Origin of the sequence: Paenibacillus amylolyticus, from assembly GCF_036894225.1 — a bacterium.
In the GTDB taxonomy this organism is placed as follows: domain Bacteria; phylum Bacillota; class Bacilli; order Paenibacillales; family Paenibacillaceae; genus Paenibacillus; species Paenibacillus amylolyticus.
On sequence record NZ_CP145893.1, the window covers coordinates 244526 to 260447 of the forward strand.

Genomic DNA, 15922 nt, shown 5'->3' on the forward strand with positions numbered 1-15922 from the left:
AAAATCTATTGACTGGTGAAATAGTAATTACGCATCTCTACGTGCTATAGCTTCCTTAGAACCCTCTGGTAGTTCCGAAAAAAATGAATCGATTTGAGTGGGTTGTGTAATCATAGCGTCTACAATAAAATTCAAAAGTCCGAATAGTCTTGCAGCTATGTCACTATTATCAACAATATCTAAAACACCTGGATGTACAGCATTATTTCCAGTTACTCTCACAATATCTAATGACTTTTGGACTCTTAAATCCAAACCATTCCTCACAAGATTTTTAATATCTTCATTTATATTTTCCCCTTTTTCACCTAGGTGTACGAAGAGGTGCTGAAGAGCTAGACGCAATAGAGCAGCTGAAGATCGAGGTGATTTATTAAAAACCTCTTTCGCTTCAGAATATAGAGTTAAAACGTCTCCTGGCATATCTTGGTTAGGCAAAGGTATTCCTGATGAAGACGGATCAATCATCACATCGTCTAACCAAACATGTTTTCGAAAGCAAGATTGGCACGTAGAAGCACTAATTAAAGTGCTATCACTATTTCTACTTTCGAGTGAAAATCCATGAGTCCCATTTGTATATTCAAGCAGTCTAACCCTTGACCAAGTTTGTTGGGCTAATGTATTGCAAAATGGACATGTGAATCTGGCTAGATTAATAGACGGCGATATATAATTCATACTTCCGATCCACCTCAAATTGAGTTATTTTACTGATCGTAATTTTCCGAAATTCCATTGATTTGCAATTTGATTTTTCTCAAGTAGATTCTTTCTCTGAATTTGTCTAAGATAAGGAATAACTGTTAAATCATCCATTAAACTGAATGGCAATATTACAAAGGTTACTTGACAGTATATACTCACTACAATATCTTTTGAGTTTTCAATGTTTTCTTTGTATTCATCGGTGTTAATCAAAATACTGAAAAGATGATCTGCTGGTTTAGCTGTATACATGCATTTAGGGGCAAATTTTTGGGAAACTTGCATAAAAATAATTATCTCCAGTTGCTTTAAAAGTGGCACTTCATGAATCTGAATTACTAAACTCTTATTTATTTCTACGAAAAGAGGAAGATTTGAAATAAAACCTACATTTCATACTCTGAATTCAAGACTGTCTTCTTGTTTAGAACGGAAGTTGTTATTTCATTTATATCAGTGTTACGACTTTTGAAATATTCATTAGAACACTTCCTAATTTTTCTATCATTATATCACTTCGAATAACAACAGCCAACTAACCAAAAGCAAATCTAGATTCCGCTTGAATGCAGGCAAAAGCTAATACAAAAGCATCTGCTCTATCTGGAGACTGAAGCCCTCGCTTCTTCATATCCTCTTTTTTTTCCAGATAAACTCTCTTTTTACTGCCCATTCTCCATTTACGGCTTGTTAACTGTGTTACCCATTTCTCATCTTCCGGCAGTTCAAGGACATCAGGAACCCCAAGAATATAATTTCTCATATTCACTTCTAACAAAGATTTAATGTGACCGCACTTTTCAGACCCGAGATTTCCATAATAAGCATCTTCTGTCGACAAACCATTGTTAACCCCGATGATAGTGTATCCGAGCCACTTCTCATCATTGATCACATTCAGTCAATCCGTCACAGCTCCACCTATACCTTTATCTTCGACTCTGATATCTACTTCATCCACTTCTGCATGCTCTGACCTAGTATCATCAACAATCCGTAATACCCAGCCAATAGTCGTCATCGTACCCTGCTTATGATGGAAATAACTCTTCACTACCTTCCCACCAATCTGTCCGTATATGGTTGTTTCATCATCTCCAAAACGAGCAACGTCCACACCAATGATAAGTTTATGACCAACACCTTCGACCTTGACCTCGTTCTTAGCGAATTCAGCCACTTCTAAATGCAATAAATGTATCCGATCTCCGCGCGGGAACTCCCATTCAACCCTGACACGCACACATCAGATCCTTTGTCGTATTTACGTTCAAGCATCTCTATATTTTCTTTACTTGCCCGAGGACTGCTCAGACAGGGAACTTTGTGCGTATAGTAATCTGCTCGGTCCCTATTGGATAATCATAAAACACACCGCTGTTCCGAGTCGGGTTTCCACACATTACAACCTAATGAGTTCTCCTGAGAGTACCCAGGATCGCTTACATACGACCCTCATCCACTGAAGCAACATATAGATCCACTGGAAATCCTGCATAGTTGTCATGCTTTGTACAATTCTCTCTCTTATGTAACATTCAGATTAACAACACTGGTAAATTATTATTGTACGTTTGAATGTTACAAAAGTATAATAAGTTTAGCAATATTATATAATTCTATATTAGAAAAGGAATATGATTATGTCCGATAATTATTTAAAACCAGACAAACTAACACAAGGGGTTATTAGTAGAATTCTTGAAAACAGTTGGAGAAATAAACCTAATATTAATAAATTAGAATTAAAAGAAATTCATCAAGTATTAGTTGAACATGAAATCTTCGGTGAAATTGCAAAAAATATATACGTTCCTATTGCTGAAATGACAGAAAATACAGATGAAAAATTACTAAAAGGAATTCAGTTACATCGAGATAGAGGTAAGGAAGAACCAAAAAATAAACTCAACCATGTAACGCTATTTCCTGAAAAGGGATTTATCTTAAAAGATGGTATCCATGGCGCCGCTTTCGGGAGATTTCAATATGTGTACCGTTCAAAAGGTGATCGTATCTTTTGGTTTGAATCTGGAATAATAGAATACCGCCCTGTTTACTCTACTATTGATGAATACGGATTTCAATATGCTGCTGTGGAATTTGATGGTTGCAATATTTTTGATGATATAGGACTAGATGATATTGAGCATTCACCGTTAAATGAGGCATTTGGAAATGGTAAAATATTTATATCAAATTTGGCAAGAATTAAAAAAGATTTCGTTAGAGATTATCCTATCGAATATCTGTTATATCCACCGGACGTTGAAGAACTATCTCCCTTTTCGGTCCAATTGCGTGAGCAGATTTGGGATTCTATAATCGAGTTAATTAAAGAACTTGCACTCAACTCAAAATCCGAAGATGAACGAGCAGACCTTCTTAATTATTTAACAGACTTTATGGAGGAACAGAATATTCAGCCTAATCCATATCACATAATTACATTGTTTGATTTCTATAAAGAGAATCAATCAAATATCAATCAATCTGATTTTGCTGAGTTACTATCCCTTGTAAGAAAACAAAGCTCACCATTAGATAATACTTCTAATCCTATTAAAGCCAATCTGCTTATTAAACAGTTGGAGGGCACACCTACGGGTAAAGAAAATGCCAGAGCTTATCACGATCTAATTTATGACTGTTTAACACAAATTTTCAAAGGCAACTTAAAAAGGGGAAAAAAGGAAATAGACTTAAATGAGGGAAGGAAAAGAGTAGATATAACTTTTGATAATTTTGATAATTCAGGGTTTTTCTCTTTTATTAGGGATCGTTACCAAATCCATTGCCCTAAGGTATTTATTGAATGTAAAAATTACTCCTCAGATCCTAAGAATCCTGAAATCGACCAATTACTAGGAAGGTTTGGACCAAACCAGGGTAATTTTGGTATTCTCTTGTGTCGCCAAATTAATGATTACACTAGATTGCTACGACGATGCAAGGATGTTATTCACCAATTCAAAGGCTATATAATTTTTTTAGAAGATGCAGACATAATTAATTTATTAAAGTTAAAAGAAGCTTCTGATGAAGAGGGAATTTTGGATTATTTATTAATTAAATGGGATCAATTGATACTGAATAACTAATAATAATCAAATTATAATTTTTTTCATGCATCATCGAAAAAGCTTTAGTTTTTTAGACTTGCCCCTTCCTCTGTAACAAAGAAAGGGGCAGCACTTGCTGTGAGTCATAACAGTCTACTTCAAAGTACCTACTCATTTCATAGAACAAATAAACTCGCAGGAACCTGTTTGCGCATCGTTCCGACCGGAATGTTACCTACACTGCTTCTATGGTCTGTATGCTGTAAATACAGACTCCTGCGAGTTTTCCTTCAAAAAAATTGCCTTACTTATGTTGAGATACAGTTCGTAGCGGTGATATTCAAACTGACGTTCCTCATTAGCTTAATCATTTATCACACGAATTCAATTAACTTACTTTCTACTTCTACATCACCAATCACTGATGTACCATCTTAAAAGGATAATTGAAGAAGATTGATCATTCTCAAATAAAATCATCAAGTTGTACAGTTCGCCCCTAAACAGAGCCCCATATTCTATCCTTTCGGGTCCTTGAAAACATGGCTTGATTTGCTCAAACAATTCTCTAAATACAAATTGATGAGCATTCTCCGGCTTCATTAATGCCTCCCGCAGTTCCCACTTGTTTCTCCACTTATTATGCATGAAGAGATACTTCTCTTGGAACTTCACCACAATTAGAGCATGTGTCAGTGACTGATGGGATATTTTTGCAGATGTTGTAGTGACCCATGTGTTTATATCTTTTAAAAATGCCTCAATCACTTTAAAGGTAGCACCGTTAACTAATTCCAATTGAAATCAGCTGTTGTACTTTCTTTCCTGTTCTTGCAAAATCGCTGACTAGGACAATTACTGGACGTTCTTCGTTTATTAAAACAAATGTATCATTCCTGCTGATACATGTTGGTAAGCTGTTAGAAGGCTTTATGATAATGAATATGATTACTTCTACTTCTAGTAGGATGTTCAAACTGTTCAAACAGCAAACAATTCATCTATCCGTTAATGCCATAAAGCTGAGGCCATCCGTTTGGGCAAATACCGAAATTTGATATAAATGAGCAAGTCCAAACTTCACCCACTGTTATACAATAGACTTTATAACAGCTGTCCTGTCCTCTGAGTTCCAAGTCTTTTTTGAAACGAACTCAGACTCTCTGCAGTACAGTTTGCCTCACTTGTAGCGAATCCTGAAGTAGTTGGATATGAAAAACATACAGAAAATACAAATGATGTCAGAGATAACAAATTCCAATATGTTTTATGGTCACCGTTTTGAACACCTTTATTCTAAAGAATCTAGCTATTATAAATCGATCGATCATGAAAACAAATCCCAAAAAATTATTCCAATTTATCCAAGAGATTTGAGTCACCACAACCTCTCTTTACATGTGCGCTGATGTCTTTAATTTTCTTTTTTTCTTCAATTTCCAAATTATCATCTCTCTATCTTCCTGTATAATTATAATCCAACTCATGGAAATATATTAAAAAAGTTATTAATTTCATTTTGGGCTTTTTTTCTTAGGGCATCAAAAGGACCTCTTCGATCCTTATCTTTAATAGACTTATTTTTGGAATTTATAAAATTTTTAAAACTAATATCATCTGGTAGATTATAATAATCATCCAAATAATCATTAAAGGGGGTTTGAGTTGAATTAATTACTTCTACAAATAGTTCGAATTCTTCGATACTTAATGAGAATATACCCATAAGGTTAAATTGAGTGTTAAAACCTATCAATTCTTCGATTAAAGTTTTTCTCATGCTGTTAGCTGTAGGAAAGTTATCCATAGCGATAGTCATGAAATAATATTTCATGTCCGCTGTTAAAGCCGGAGTAATTTCTTTTTGAATAATATCTAACATAGCGTTCTTTATTTGATTTAACGGCTTCACAGTGTTTTTTTGGTAAGAATCATCTATACTTTTTTTTCTAGCATAATCCCTTATTACATCTTTTTTCACCCTATAACTCTTAACTTCTATCACCAGGACGTAATCATTGTAAATTAAAAAAACATCTGGGGATCTTTTAGAAGAATTATCATACAAAAATTCTTCTTTCGCTCTGTAAATATTGTTATAATCAGCCGTTTTAACAATTAGCCATGAAACATAAGATTCTAACATGAATCCAAAATCGTTTCTGAAACTTACCCTTCTTTTGTCATCTTTTGAGAAGCTTTCGAGTAATTTTGAGTACAAGGAATGAAAAAGTAAGTCTTCCATCCCTTTTCTTTCAATAGGTATATAACTATTAGAGTCTATTTTAAGAAAAGGTTTGTTTGTGAACAGATCAAACATGAAATTTTCGTGAGTCTTCTGGTTTATAGCCAATTCATTCACAAACCATTCTTTTCCCTCATCAAGATCAAAACTTATTTCCAATAACAATTGTTTAAATTGGTCTAGCAAAATATCTTTAAAAGGGAAGCTACTGAGTGATATAGACCAGGTTTCACTATTAAACTCTTTATTATTTTCATAAAGTTCAAGAACAGTAAAAACTAAAGCCGCTGTTAAATATATGTAACTTTCTAATTGCATCTGATATTTAGTAATGAAGGCATCCTTTAAATTTTCAAGAGAGGCTGCCCCTTTACTACCTTCTTTATAGGGTGAATATATGAAAAGAAAAAATGTTCTAGCATACTGATGCGAGGCAGTGTCATATCTATTAAAAAACGAATTAGCATTAATATACGATTTTAGATCGGTTTCTCTATAATCCATTTCCAATTCTTGTACGTGTGTAATTACATTTATTAATTCTACAAAAGTAGTATCTTCATGTTGATTAAGTTTAATTGAGTAATTATCTAGGTTCTGAAATAGATGTTTCCATGTTAAAAGAACACCATGACGTGTAACAAGCTGACTACCTTCCAAATATTCAATTATTCCCTTTTCATTCTTATATGTGGTTCTGGATTCTTTAATAAACTTCTCATTAATTTTTTCACAATCTTTACTATAAATACTGTTATCAATAAAACCTAGCTGAGATAATATACTAGCTAATGATATAAAATCATCATAATTATATATTACTTTACTCATATCACTTATAGTCATTGAATTAAATAGGTCAGAATACTTCGCGTAAGTGAATCGATTCATAAGTAAGTCAAGTCCCCTATCTTTTTTCGGAAATTCTAGAATATTAATTATTGTGAATTTCTAGAGTATCTCAACTAAAATTGCGAGCCGATTCGAAATGGCTCGCTGTCTTAAAACTAATCTTTATCTTCTGACTTGGAGCAGTACTTAATGTAGTAGACTTGCCATTTTAGAACAACGTTTTACTGCAAAGCGTTAACGTAACTTTGTACTTATCTTTGGTTAAACCAATCGTTTCACTCTCAAGATCATATGTAAATGATGCACCTAGTTTTTTGAAATGTTACGCAATGAAACCAAATAACTTTGCTCATATTTAGAGGTTTGTTCTCTTAAAATCTGCTTTCTTATTGTTTACATAAACTTTTAAAAACGATTGCGTGTAATGAGGCTTAGTTTCTTTTGGTTTTGTAGATTTTGATGACGGCAACTCGAGCTATTGGATGACTTTGAACTTGAAGAAAAACTTTCGCCATGATAATGATATTTCCATATTATAGTTCCATATGGCATATTGGTGTAACACGTGTGACCACCATTTGATCGGTTCTACCTGGATGAGTTAACACACTTGTTGTCCCCACTAAAAATAAAAGAAATACTAAAGCAGTAACCAGGAACTTTTTTTCACGATTCATATCCTCTAACTGGTACTTTTTTCCTAAGTATCATATCATACAATATCTGATAAATAAATATACGCTTACCATTTATGATGGAAATTGTTGAACCACCGCCGCCAAGTTTATCAACTTCTCAAATAGGAAATATCTAAGTTCATAAGTTCAGTGAGATTAAGATCACTTGTGAGTTTACTTCGTTCCTCAATATTGTCATTTTTATGAATTGTATCTATTGTTGAAATGTATGTTGACGAACTCCGTGTAGAAAAAATGTGCAACCTTTTGAAGTAACCCCGTTCTTAACTCAAAAAGCTAATTTGAAAATATATGGACACGTGGGTTCAGGGGAGGTAATGACAGGTAAAATTCATGCTGAACTCAGTATAACCGATAAGTTAACTTAATCAATAACCAATAAAGGATCTTATATGAATGGCAATTATCCAGGCCCTTCAATGTAAGCTAGAAAGTTGGGAACCACTTTCTATGGGCTTCTCAAAACAAAAAAGCCGCTAGATGGCAGTTGAATATAGAACATTATAATGATCTGGAAATAGAATATGCTTTTATTAGAGAGGCTGGGGAATGTTTCTCCATCCCCGTTACAGGGTCTTCTTAGGTTGTTTCCCTGCTCACCTCACAAGGATAAGTGAATTTCGGCGTAAAGTAGCAGACCAGTATTCTTAGCGTCCCTTGCTCTCCTTGTACCCATTACTTTAGCTATCTGTGCTTTCCTTAGGTGTCTTCTCTAAGCCTGTGAACATATACCGCTGCACAAGATAAACAGCGCCTTTTCAACCAGAGAAGAATGGCTTTCACTTATATGGCGCGGTTTTTGTTACAAGTCCCGTGCGAGAGTGGGAGAGTTAGGTTACTAAATTCCATCTTTTTCAATTGACCCTTGTAGAGATTTGGAACTGGGATTGAAATACCCTTTGGATAGTTTACCAATCCTATAGTTCCTTTAAGTTTCATATATGTAAGAGATGATACCTGTTATTTCAAGGTAACATCTCTTACTTCCCCCCCCATGAAGATTCATTTCTTATAGAATCCCTGTATCGGATACGTACATTCTCCTAATCTAAGGAAAAGCAACTAAAGTAACGTAAGCTAGAAAGTTAGGATCCGCTATCTATTGGCCATTAAAACAAAGAAAGCAGCTGTATATAGGATAAAACTATGCTTGAACTATCATTACTGTTCCATCTTCCAGGCATATATTGATAATGACCATTATTCTTCGTATTCCTCTCTCGGCTTTCAAAAATCCATTCATATTTGCACAGATTTTAGCCATATCTCATGAGATTCACAACATGATTTCGTTTTGTAAAATGAGGCCAGTTGTGCAGCCACCTAAGCAAACATTTCCTAAAGTCGTAATGATTCTTAGTATTCTTTGCTCTTTTCTTCTAAGTTTTTTATTAACGTAGAGACAAAAAATACCGACCTTTCAACTTCAAAGGTCGGTTTACCCCTATGGGAGAAGAAAACAATGGTTATAACTGCATTATATCCATCCGATGTGGTTATAGACCTTATTCTGCTTGAACTCCATGTTCATGTGGGCAATTCAGTAATATCAACGTTCATATGTTCGGTAAGCATTAAGGTTACATCCACTTTCACTTTGCTCCACAATAGTTTTATCTTATGAAGGTAACCTCTTACCGAATAATTTACCGTTAAACTCAGCTCAGACCTCTTTTCATCTATGATTTTTATATGATGTTCCTTTAAAATTTGTTTCGATTTGTACATCTCTAAAGCAATTTTCTTTTGGGTGCCGTCCAAGTATTCAACATACACAGATTTCATCTTAAAGTTTGAAGCGTATATTTTTTGCTTATCTACCTCCAGCGCTCCTAAAAGATAAGGAAGTTCTACCAGCCTCTTCACGAGTGAAAGTTCCTCAGAAGTCTGTCGCACATTACACGCCTCCTTCTTCAAGTTTTACAGCGACCAATTGATCAAAATCGACCCATTCAAATCCATTCTCCATTTCAATTTTGATTTTCTTTCCAAAGGTACTGACTGAAGTGACAATCCCATGTATATACCGATTGCCCCACTCATGAAACACTTCAATGGTGACTTGCAATGTATAGTTAAGCGACATATCTATATGTTCTGCAATAATCTCCCACTCATCTTCATGGATCAGCGGTTTCGCTTGATAGTGAATTTGGTTACGATGCTGTATAATTCGTTCTTTATGTTGTGGAAGCATCATACGGCTCGATTCCCATAATCCATTGACCTCCAGTTTTTTGCTCATTTGTAATGCCCCCCGATTTTAGATGCTCGATCTATCGCTTGACCGGCAGCTGTAATGGAGCTCGCTCGTAGAATAGCAATATCGCCAAATCGATCCTTAATGTCGTCCATCACCTGATCAATGGCTCGTTTCTGCTCTTGATCATCGAAGAACGATAGTTGATATGTATCCGCGTTGGATAATTGAGATAAGGATACGCCTACACGGCGTACCGGTTGCCCATCCCAGTGTTGATGGAATATGCGTTTGGCGATCTTGCACACATCAACGGTTATGTTTGTAGGATCAGACAGTTTAACTTGCCTGTGAAAACCAGTTGGGTGATCAAAATCTGCTCCCGATACACTCACAGATATGACACTACCCATCAGCCCTTTTTTACGGGCTCTTCTGCACACTTCTGTACAGATATCGAGGATAACTACTTCGATCTCCCATGCTTCTGTGAAATCTCTAGGCAGGGTCATTCCGTTTCCGATATCCTTTTGTGTACTGTGCGTGTTGACCGTTACCGGCGAATTGTCGAGTCCATTGGCGACTCGCCAGATGACTTCTCCATTAACACCCCACTTACTTCTTAATTTGGAAAGAGGAGTAGTTGCCAGTTCTCTAATGGTTCGGATGCCCATCTTCCACAGATGTTTTTCCATTCTTGAGCCTCCCCCCCACATATCGCGGATGGGCTTATCTCCAATGTGGAGGTGTAATTCCTCTTTCTTTAAGTGGAAAATGCCACCCTCAGCTTTTTTAGCAATCATATCGCAGCACAATTTACTGATGATTTTGTTTTCACCAATGCCAGCTCTCGCGTAAACGCCTGTTTCATTATAGATTTTGTCTTGAATTTGCTTGGCTAAATCGATTGGATCATTACCAAATAGATGCATAGACCCTGTAAAATCAGCGAATAATTCGTCAATACTGTACGGTTCAACCAAATCAGTGAACTCTTCAATAATGGACATGATTTGAGTGGATACTTCGATGTATTCTTGCATGTGTGGTTTTACAATGATCAGTTCAGGGCACTTCTGAAGAGACTGCCAGAGTGGTTCCGCGGTAGAAACACCTTTAGCTTTGGCTAGAGGACAAGCGGCAAGGATAATTCCAGAACGCCTTGCTGGATCTCCGGCGACGGCGAGAGGTCTATTTTTATATTGAGGCATTTTTGCCTTTTCGACTGAAGCATAAAACGACTGCATATCGATGAGCATAATGGTTCGCTGCTTAGCCAACACTGAAATCACTCCTGTACATTTAAGAACGTATGTTTGTATATATTATAAACCGAACATATGTTCTTTATGCAAGAGGTAAATATTTATATTCTTTCGAGATAAGGTCATCGGGAGAAAACTGGCCTCTTGTTGCGTTTAGTTGTGGATTGCTCATGTTTTGGTACGAGCACCAGCAGGATCGATCAGATAAACAATGGATTTTCATCTCAAACTTGATAAATTCACCATGCCCATTTAGGCAATGCTATCTTGGCTTGTTCATCAGGAACTTCATCTGTCGTTGACCATTAGATCCAAATAGATTGCATCAATAGTTTTCTATCTTTCGCTAATGGAATTTAAATTCTAGTACACCATCCATGCCGAAATATCAGCTATATGTGAATGATAATATGCTCAACGATATTCTCTGCTATGGAATGGACGCTATCCTCTGTGTCTTCGTCCCTGCTCTCGGCAGTAGTACTCCTGTTGACATCCTTGGGCTGCCCAAGTTTTTTGGCGCGTTACAAAAGGAAATAGAAGTGAGCTGAGATGAAAATTTTCAATGGAATCCCTCACTATCTCAAGCGGCGAAAGACAACATGGTGTATTGCTCCATGGATTCATGCGTATACATCAATTCGGAGGATTTCAGATGGATATATTGATCATTAAAGCTTGTGCATACCTGTATGAAATAGATTTCTCATCCTATTTCGGATTCAATTCTACAGAAAACATATATCAACAGGATACATCCTAAAAGGTCAACGAGGATCTCCTGCTCGAATAACCTCAGAAGAATCCTCACTGTATACAAGATTGTCCTCCACAACCTACTCAATCCATGAACGGAATGAGTCGCCTGGGTTAGAGGAAATTAGGGATACGATCATGATTTGTTAATTGGCTGAAGCAGGAAGAGAGAAAAACGAGCCTGATAGAATATCGGAGAATTATAAGTTACGGAGTAATGATGCGTAAAGATAATAACGAACCAGCGCCTGAATGCACTAAAATGAACTTGTGGAGGCTGTTGGAGTCGCCCCCGAGAAGAGTAATCAACGTTTCAAGAATGGGATAACCAAACTAGACTGGTCGGTAACAGGTATCGATGAGAAAGAATCTGAGAGATATCGAGAATTATGCAAGATAATTGAAGACTCTTTCTTGAACCTCCCTTCTCACAAAACAAAAAGAAGGCAGGAAAAGTTTCCTTACCTTCTAAAGTTCTTCATAATTCTATGAATTTAATATTATCATCGACTTACTATAATAATACTACGGATTTTTAATTTTTCTACATTCATCAACATTTTCAACTGCAGATAAAGCAGAGTAGCGCCTTAAAGGTTTCTCTGTATATCAAGGTAAAATATTTGACTTCAGCCTGGAAGTCAATATTTAATCTCTAGGACTCGGTAATAAAGAACGTAGTGGCAATTTTCTTTCCAGTACAAGATCAACCCTTTCTGGATCTATAACTTCATCCATAGTCTTTAGCAGTTCATTCATTAAGTGTCCATTTATTTGTTCAATAATATATTCAAATGAGCATAGTTTCTTTGCAGCGTTAAATTTGGAAGAAAAAGTGTGATCTCTACCGTGGAAAATTGGATTTCTTTCATTATAAAGTTCATCACAGAAGTAGAGAAGTAATTCTTGATCCAAAACCTTCCCAAACTCTGATTGTTTGAGAAGATTTCCAACAGTATAATTGTCCATCTCCTTACCATTTAAGGTTAAGAGATATTGTTTATCACCCTCAATTCTGTATACATTATTAAATTTCCGATTGAAGTATTCTGCATAGTCCCATAGAACACCTTCAATTTGAGGTATTATTAGAGAAATAGTTGCACCATAGTAGCCTTGTTTATAACATTCAATCGCCTCTTTTATCAAAGAACTACGATTACTGAACTCCGAGATATTATGACCTTTAATTTGATTTACTAGCCATTCCAAGCTATTCTCATCATCATATTGAGAAGTAAAAACAGCTGAATAATCTTGTCCACTTTTATAGTGTATATATAAGATTCTAGCATCGGCGAGAGACATTTGATTTACAAGCCACTTCAAAGGGAAGGCTTCCCACTCATCTTCTAATTCATAATCGTATGTAAGCACTTCTGGATAAAGAATGATATAAGCATAGAAATTTATAAATTCCTCAGCGTACAATATATCGGGATGAAGCGAAAATGAATTATCCATGAAGGCAATATTTAAATCAATTAATTCTATCTTTGAAGTGAGTTCAGGACGACTGTTGTAGCATGATTGAATCATATTTTCAGCGATTTGCTTTTTATGATCCTCACCTAAACTCAATAGGTGTTCAATCTGTTGACTTTTATCTTTAAATATTTCTTGTTCTAAGTTATTTTTTAGGTCATTAAACTTCTGGATTAATATTTCTTTTTTCTGAGTGAAAATCTGTGATAGTTCATCTGGAATTTCACCATTTTCCTTAGCTACACGGAGTAATGAAACTACATGTTGAAACTCTATATCTTCTTGGGCTTCATCTAAAAATGGATTAGGCACACAAGAAATGGCAATAATTGCTGAGGACAATGATTTAATAACAGCGGTAGACAAGTTTTTAATTTTTTTTTCCTTTGCTCTATTCTCAAGAAACTGACTTAATAATTTTTGAGAAAAATTCATTTTTCTTAGCCCCCGTTTATTATTGCTACATATTTTAATATACCAAATTATTAGTCAGTCTAAGTCCTTCTTTCTATCAGCTTCTTTTTCTTACATTTTCATTGTTCGAGCTTAATACAGGTTACAGTATTAAGCTGATCGATTGGCACGATTCTGTTTTTCATATAGACCACTTCTTTCAAATCTTTTATGATAATTGTATAAAAATAGGAGGTGATAGTTATGTCAATAGAATTAAATGATTTGCCTGTTGGCGTAAGTGCTATATCAGATAAATCAAGTGAACTACCTGGCGGTGTCTTTATAGTCAAATTCGAAAACGAATCGAGTTGGAGAATTTGTCTGTCTAAGAAACTTAGCCCTGAGTATGGACGCTTCTCTTCCTATCGATTTGAAACAGAGGAGGAAGCGGTTAAAGAATACCTAGATAAAACGTGGAAGTAGTTCCTCCAACCAACATTTAGAAAAGGACTCGTTATATTATTTCTAACGAGTCCTTTCCTTCTAGTATTAAACATTTGTATTGAGTAGGTTTTAACATTTGGGTGACCATCATATTTATACTTACGCTCACTCAGAAGCTGTTCTACGCTCTTCAATGGACCGCCCATCGCAACCGGATGTTCTCGTATAAGCAGGTCAGAATGACTTATATTCTGTCATAGGAAGGAAAAAGAAAAAAGCACACGGTGGGTGCTAAACACTCTATGCCAAAATATTCGTCCATTTTTGAATGAATGCATTAGTAGATTCCCTGCCTTTATCAAACTACTGTGAGTCATGTTTAGCGTAGATGTATTATTATCCTTATAAGTGATCACATACTTAAGCTGAATAGTATAATCTGCGTAAGCAGTCATATACTTCTCTATCTCTTGGTGATCTATCTTTATACTAAGTTGGAGTTTTATTAGTTCCATCTGACTCTGTTGGGACATAGCCAAATAACCTAAAGCAACACTGTACTTAGAATCGCCTTCATGTCTATCCAAGGCAATATATGCATCACATGTATCGGAATATGAAAGAAACATGAATTGTTTAAAAATATTCAATTGATTTAACGTAACATCTGCTCCGTTTTCCATATAACCACTCTCATTCAATATCAAAATTCGACATCCACGAAAGTTTTCCCTTCCTGACACAACAATCAGGAGGTTAAGGACAGAACTGATTCACTCCATCCTATCTACCCCATACGCAACCTTTGCATTTCTCAGGCTGCTTGTTGGCTCGTGCACGTTTCCATTTACATCTTCTGGTGCTGATCACTTCAATTCCTTCAATAAAAAAAGCCGATCCAGTGAAGGAATGGCTTTAATGTGATATGTATGTTGTTAACGTAATTCCTCAAAACATAGTCTAAAATGATTCACTCTCATTCCTAGCTAATTCAATTATGCGCTCGTCTTTACATTTCCCGTTTTCTTTGATGCTGACAACTTTTCTTTCATTGCGAGCAACATCTCCACGAGTTCATCCCTAGCAATCAGCCTAACCCCGTTTGATTTAGCAAGCTGATATGCCTGTTCAGTATAGTTGCTATTTGTAACAACCCATGCTCCATTTGCTCTGTAGTGTGCCTTAGCTCCTTGAACCTCTTGGACAGCTTTTAAGCCAACATTTTTTTTATAACGTTTAGCTTGTACAACGATTCGTTTTCCATCTTTGGAGATAACCAGATCGGCGCCGTAATCACCTGCAGCTTTTGTCACTTCTGCCCTATACCCTTGTGAACGAAACAGATGTCCAAGATAGTGTTCAAACTGTACCCCATCCATTTTATCGATCTCGGCAATCCCTGACCTCTTCAGTCGTTCAGCACGCTTTTGTTGAATGATAACCATTAAAACAATAATCCCAACAACTCCAAAAAATCCAACGACAAGTGACGCTTGCCAAGATTTTGTTAAAGAATATGTCCCTACAATACCTCCCAGCATTGCCATGCCGGCTAATCCTTGGAACAGTTCTTCTTCCTGTTTCGCCTTACTTTTTCTTCTTGCCATAACTTTTCCCCCAAGCATGTAAATTGTACTAAAACATATTTCGACACTCGGGACTAATTTCCTGCAATGATAGAAAAGGTGAGAAGAGGAACGCCCGGTAATATGCTGCATATGCAATTGTGTGTTTCAATCACTGCTTTTTTATGCTCCTAATTTATCACGGAAAAATAGTCATGTGGGGTTCAACATGGTCTTAGGATGAGG

At 35.9% G+C, this 15922-nt stretch carries 14 protein-coding genes; 2 read left to right on the forward strand and 12 right to left on the reverse strand.

Translation table 11 applies throughout. The annotated features are described in order from the left end of the window. Window positions 1-27: 27 nt before the first annotated feature. From V6668_RS31260 to V6668_RS31275, 4 genes are all read right to left on the reverse strand, one after another. Complete coding sequence (locus V6668_RS31260; protein WP_338709052.1) at window positions 28-468, reverse strand: DUF4145 domain-containing protein; 441 nt, start codon at window positions 466-468, stop codon at window positions 28-30. 237 nt (window positions 469-705) lie between these two features. Beyond that, entirely contained in the window at window positions 706-993 is a 288-nt protein-coding gene (locus V6668_RS31265) for a hypothetical protein (protein WP_338709053.1), read from the reverse strand. Between the two features lie 250 nt (window positions 994-1243). Next, window positions 1244-1603, reverse strand: a complete 360-nt coding sequence (locus tag V6668_RS31270) for a hypothetical protein (RefSeq protein ID WP_338709054.1) — start codon at window positions 1601-1603, stop codon at window positions 1244-1246. 6 nt (window positions 1604-1609) lie between these two features. Next, window positions 1610-1900 carry a hypothetical protein gene (locus V6668_RS31275; RefSeq protein WP_338709055.1) on the reverse strand — a complete coding sequence of 97 codons (291 nt, stop codon included), beginning with the start codon at window positions 1898-1900 and terminating at the stop codon, window positions 1610-1612. Window positions 1901-2351: 451 nt separating this feature from the next. On the opposite strand from V6668_RS31275, the gene V6668_RS31280 reads away from it, so the two are divergent. Beyond that, window positions 2352-3809, forward strand: coding sequence for a hypothetical protein (locus V6668_RS31280; protein WP_338709056.1), 1458 nt, complete (start codon window positions 2352-2354; stop codon window positions 3807-3809). A gap of 372 nt (window positions 3810-4181) precedes the next feature. On the opposite strand, the gene V6668_RS31285 is transcribed toward V6668_RS31280, so the two are convergent. From V6668_RS31285 to V6668_RS31310, 6 genes are all read right to left on the reverse strand, one after another. After that, window positions 4182-4538, reverse strand: a complete 357-nt coding sequence (locus V6668_RS31285; protein WP_338709057.1) for a hypothetical protein — start codon at window positions 4536-4538, stop codon at window positions 4182-4184. Between the two features lie 715 nt (window positions 4539-5253). Next, on the reverse strand, window positions 5254-6861 hold the full coding sequence (locus tag V6668_RS31290) for a hypothetical protein (RefSeq protein ID WP_338709058.1): 1608 nt from the start codon (window positions 6859-6861) through the stop codon (window positions 5254-5256). A 2231-nt stretch (window positions 6862-9092) separates the two neighbouring features. Continuing rightward, window positions 9093-9461 carry a hypothetical protein gene (locus V6668_RS31295; RefSeq protein ID WP_338709059.1) on the reverse strand — a complete coding sequence of 123 codons (369 nt, stop codon included), beginning with the start codon at window positions 9459-9461 and terminating at the stop codon, window positions 9093-9095. Between the two features lies 1 nt (window position 9462). Continuing rightward, window positions 9463-9810: a YolD-like family protein gene (locus V6668_RS31300; protein WP_338709060.1), complete on the reverse strand. Its 348-nt coding sequence runs from the start codon at window positions 9808-9810 to the stop codon at window positions 9463-9465. Next, window positions 9807-11024, reverse strand: a complete 1218-nt coding sequence (locus V6668_RS31305; RefSeq protein ID WP_422395303.1) for a DNA polymerase IV — start codon at window positions 11022-11024, stop codon at window positions 9807-9809. The genes V6668_RS31300 and V6668_RS31305 overlap by 4 nt, the downstream gene beginning before the upstream one ends. 1410 nt (window positions 11025-12434) lie before the next feature. Beyond that, window positions 12435-13706 carry a hypothetical protein gene (locus V6668_RS31310; RefSeq protein ID WP_338709062.1) on the reverse strand — a complete coding sequence of 424 codons (1272 nt, stop codon included), beginning with the start codon at window positions 13704-13706 and terminating at the stop codon, window positions 12435-12437. Window positions 13707-13928: 222 nt separating this feature from the next. Here V6668_RS31310 and V6668_RS31315 point away from each other — a divergent pair, with 222 nt between their 5' ends. After that, window positions 13929-14150, forward strand: coding sequence for a hypothetical protein (locus V6668_RS31315; RefSeq protein WP_338709063.1), 222 nt, complete (start codon window positions 13929-13931; stop codon window positions 14148-14150). A gap of 215 nt (window positions 14151-14365) precedes the next feature. Here the strand turns inward: V6668_RS31315 and V6668_RS31320 are convergent, their stop codons facing one another. Continuing rightward, window positions 14366-14794, reverse strand: coding sequence for a hypothetical protein (locus tag V6668_RS31320; RefSeq protein WP_338709064.1), 429 nt, complete (start codon window positions 14792-14794; stop codon window positions 14366-14368). A 312-nt stretch (window positions 14795-15106) separates the two neighbouring features. Next, window positions 15107-15718 (reverse strand): restriction endonuclease, encoded by a 612-nt coding sequence (locus V6668_RS31325; RefSeq protein ID WP_338709065.1) that lies wholly within the window; start codon window positions 15716-15718, stop codon window positions 15107-15109. Window positions 15719-15922: the final 204 nt, after the last annotated feature.

Excerpts from the sequence above, each read along its gene's own strand:
- V6668_RS31260 (WP_338709052.1), bottom strand. The coding sequence starts at position 468 with ATGATTGATCCGTCTTCATCAGGAATACCTTTGCCTAACCAAGATATG.
- V6668_RS31265 (WP_338709053.1), bottom strand. The coding sequence starts at position 993 with ATGCAAGTTTCCCAAAAATTTGCCCCTAAATGCATGTATACAGCTAAA.
- V6668_RS31280 (WP_338709056.1), top strand. The coding sequence starts at position 2,352 with ATGTCCGATAATTATTTAAAACCAGACAAACTAACACAAGGGGTTATT.
- V6668_RS31290 (WP_338709058.1), bottom strand. The coding sequence starts at position 6,861 with ATGACTATAAGTGATATGAGTAAAGTAATATATAATTATGATGATTTT.
- V6668_RS31300 (WP_338709060.1), bottom strand. The coding sequence starts at position 9,810 with ATGAGCAAAAAACTGGAGGTCAATGGATTATGGGAATCGAGCCGTATG.
- V6668_RS31305 (WP_422395303.1), bottom strand. The coding sequence starts at position 11,024 with ATGCTCATCGATATGCAGTCGTTTTATGCTTCAGTCGAAAAGGCAAAA.
- V6668_RS31310 (WP_338709062.1), bottom strand. The coding sequence starts at position 13,706 with ATGAATTTTTCTCAAAAATTATTAAGTCAGTTTCTTGAGAATAGAGCA.
- V6668_RS31315 (WP_338709063.1), top strand. The coding sequence starts at position 13,929 with ATGTCAATAGAATTAAATGATTTGCCTGTTGGCGTAAGTGCTATATCA.
- V6668_RS31320 (WP_338709064.1), bottom strand. The coding sequence starts at position 14,794 with ATGGAAAACGGAGCAGATGTTACGTTAAATCAATTGAATATTTTTAAA.
- V6668_RS31325 (WP_338709065.1), bottom strand. The coding sequence starts at position 15,718 with ATGGCAAGAAGAAAAAGTAAGGCGAAACAGGAAGAAGAACTGTTCCAA.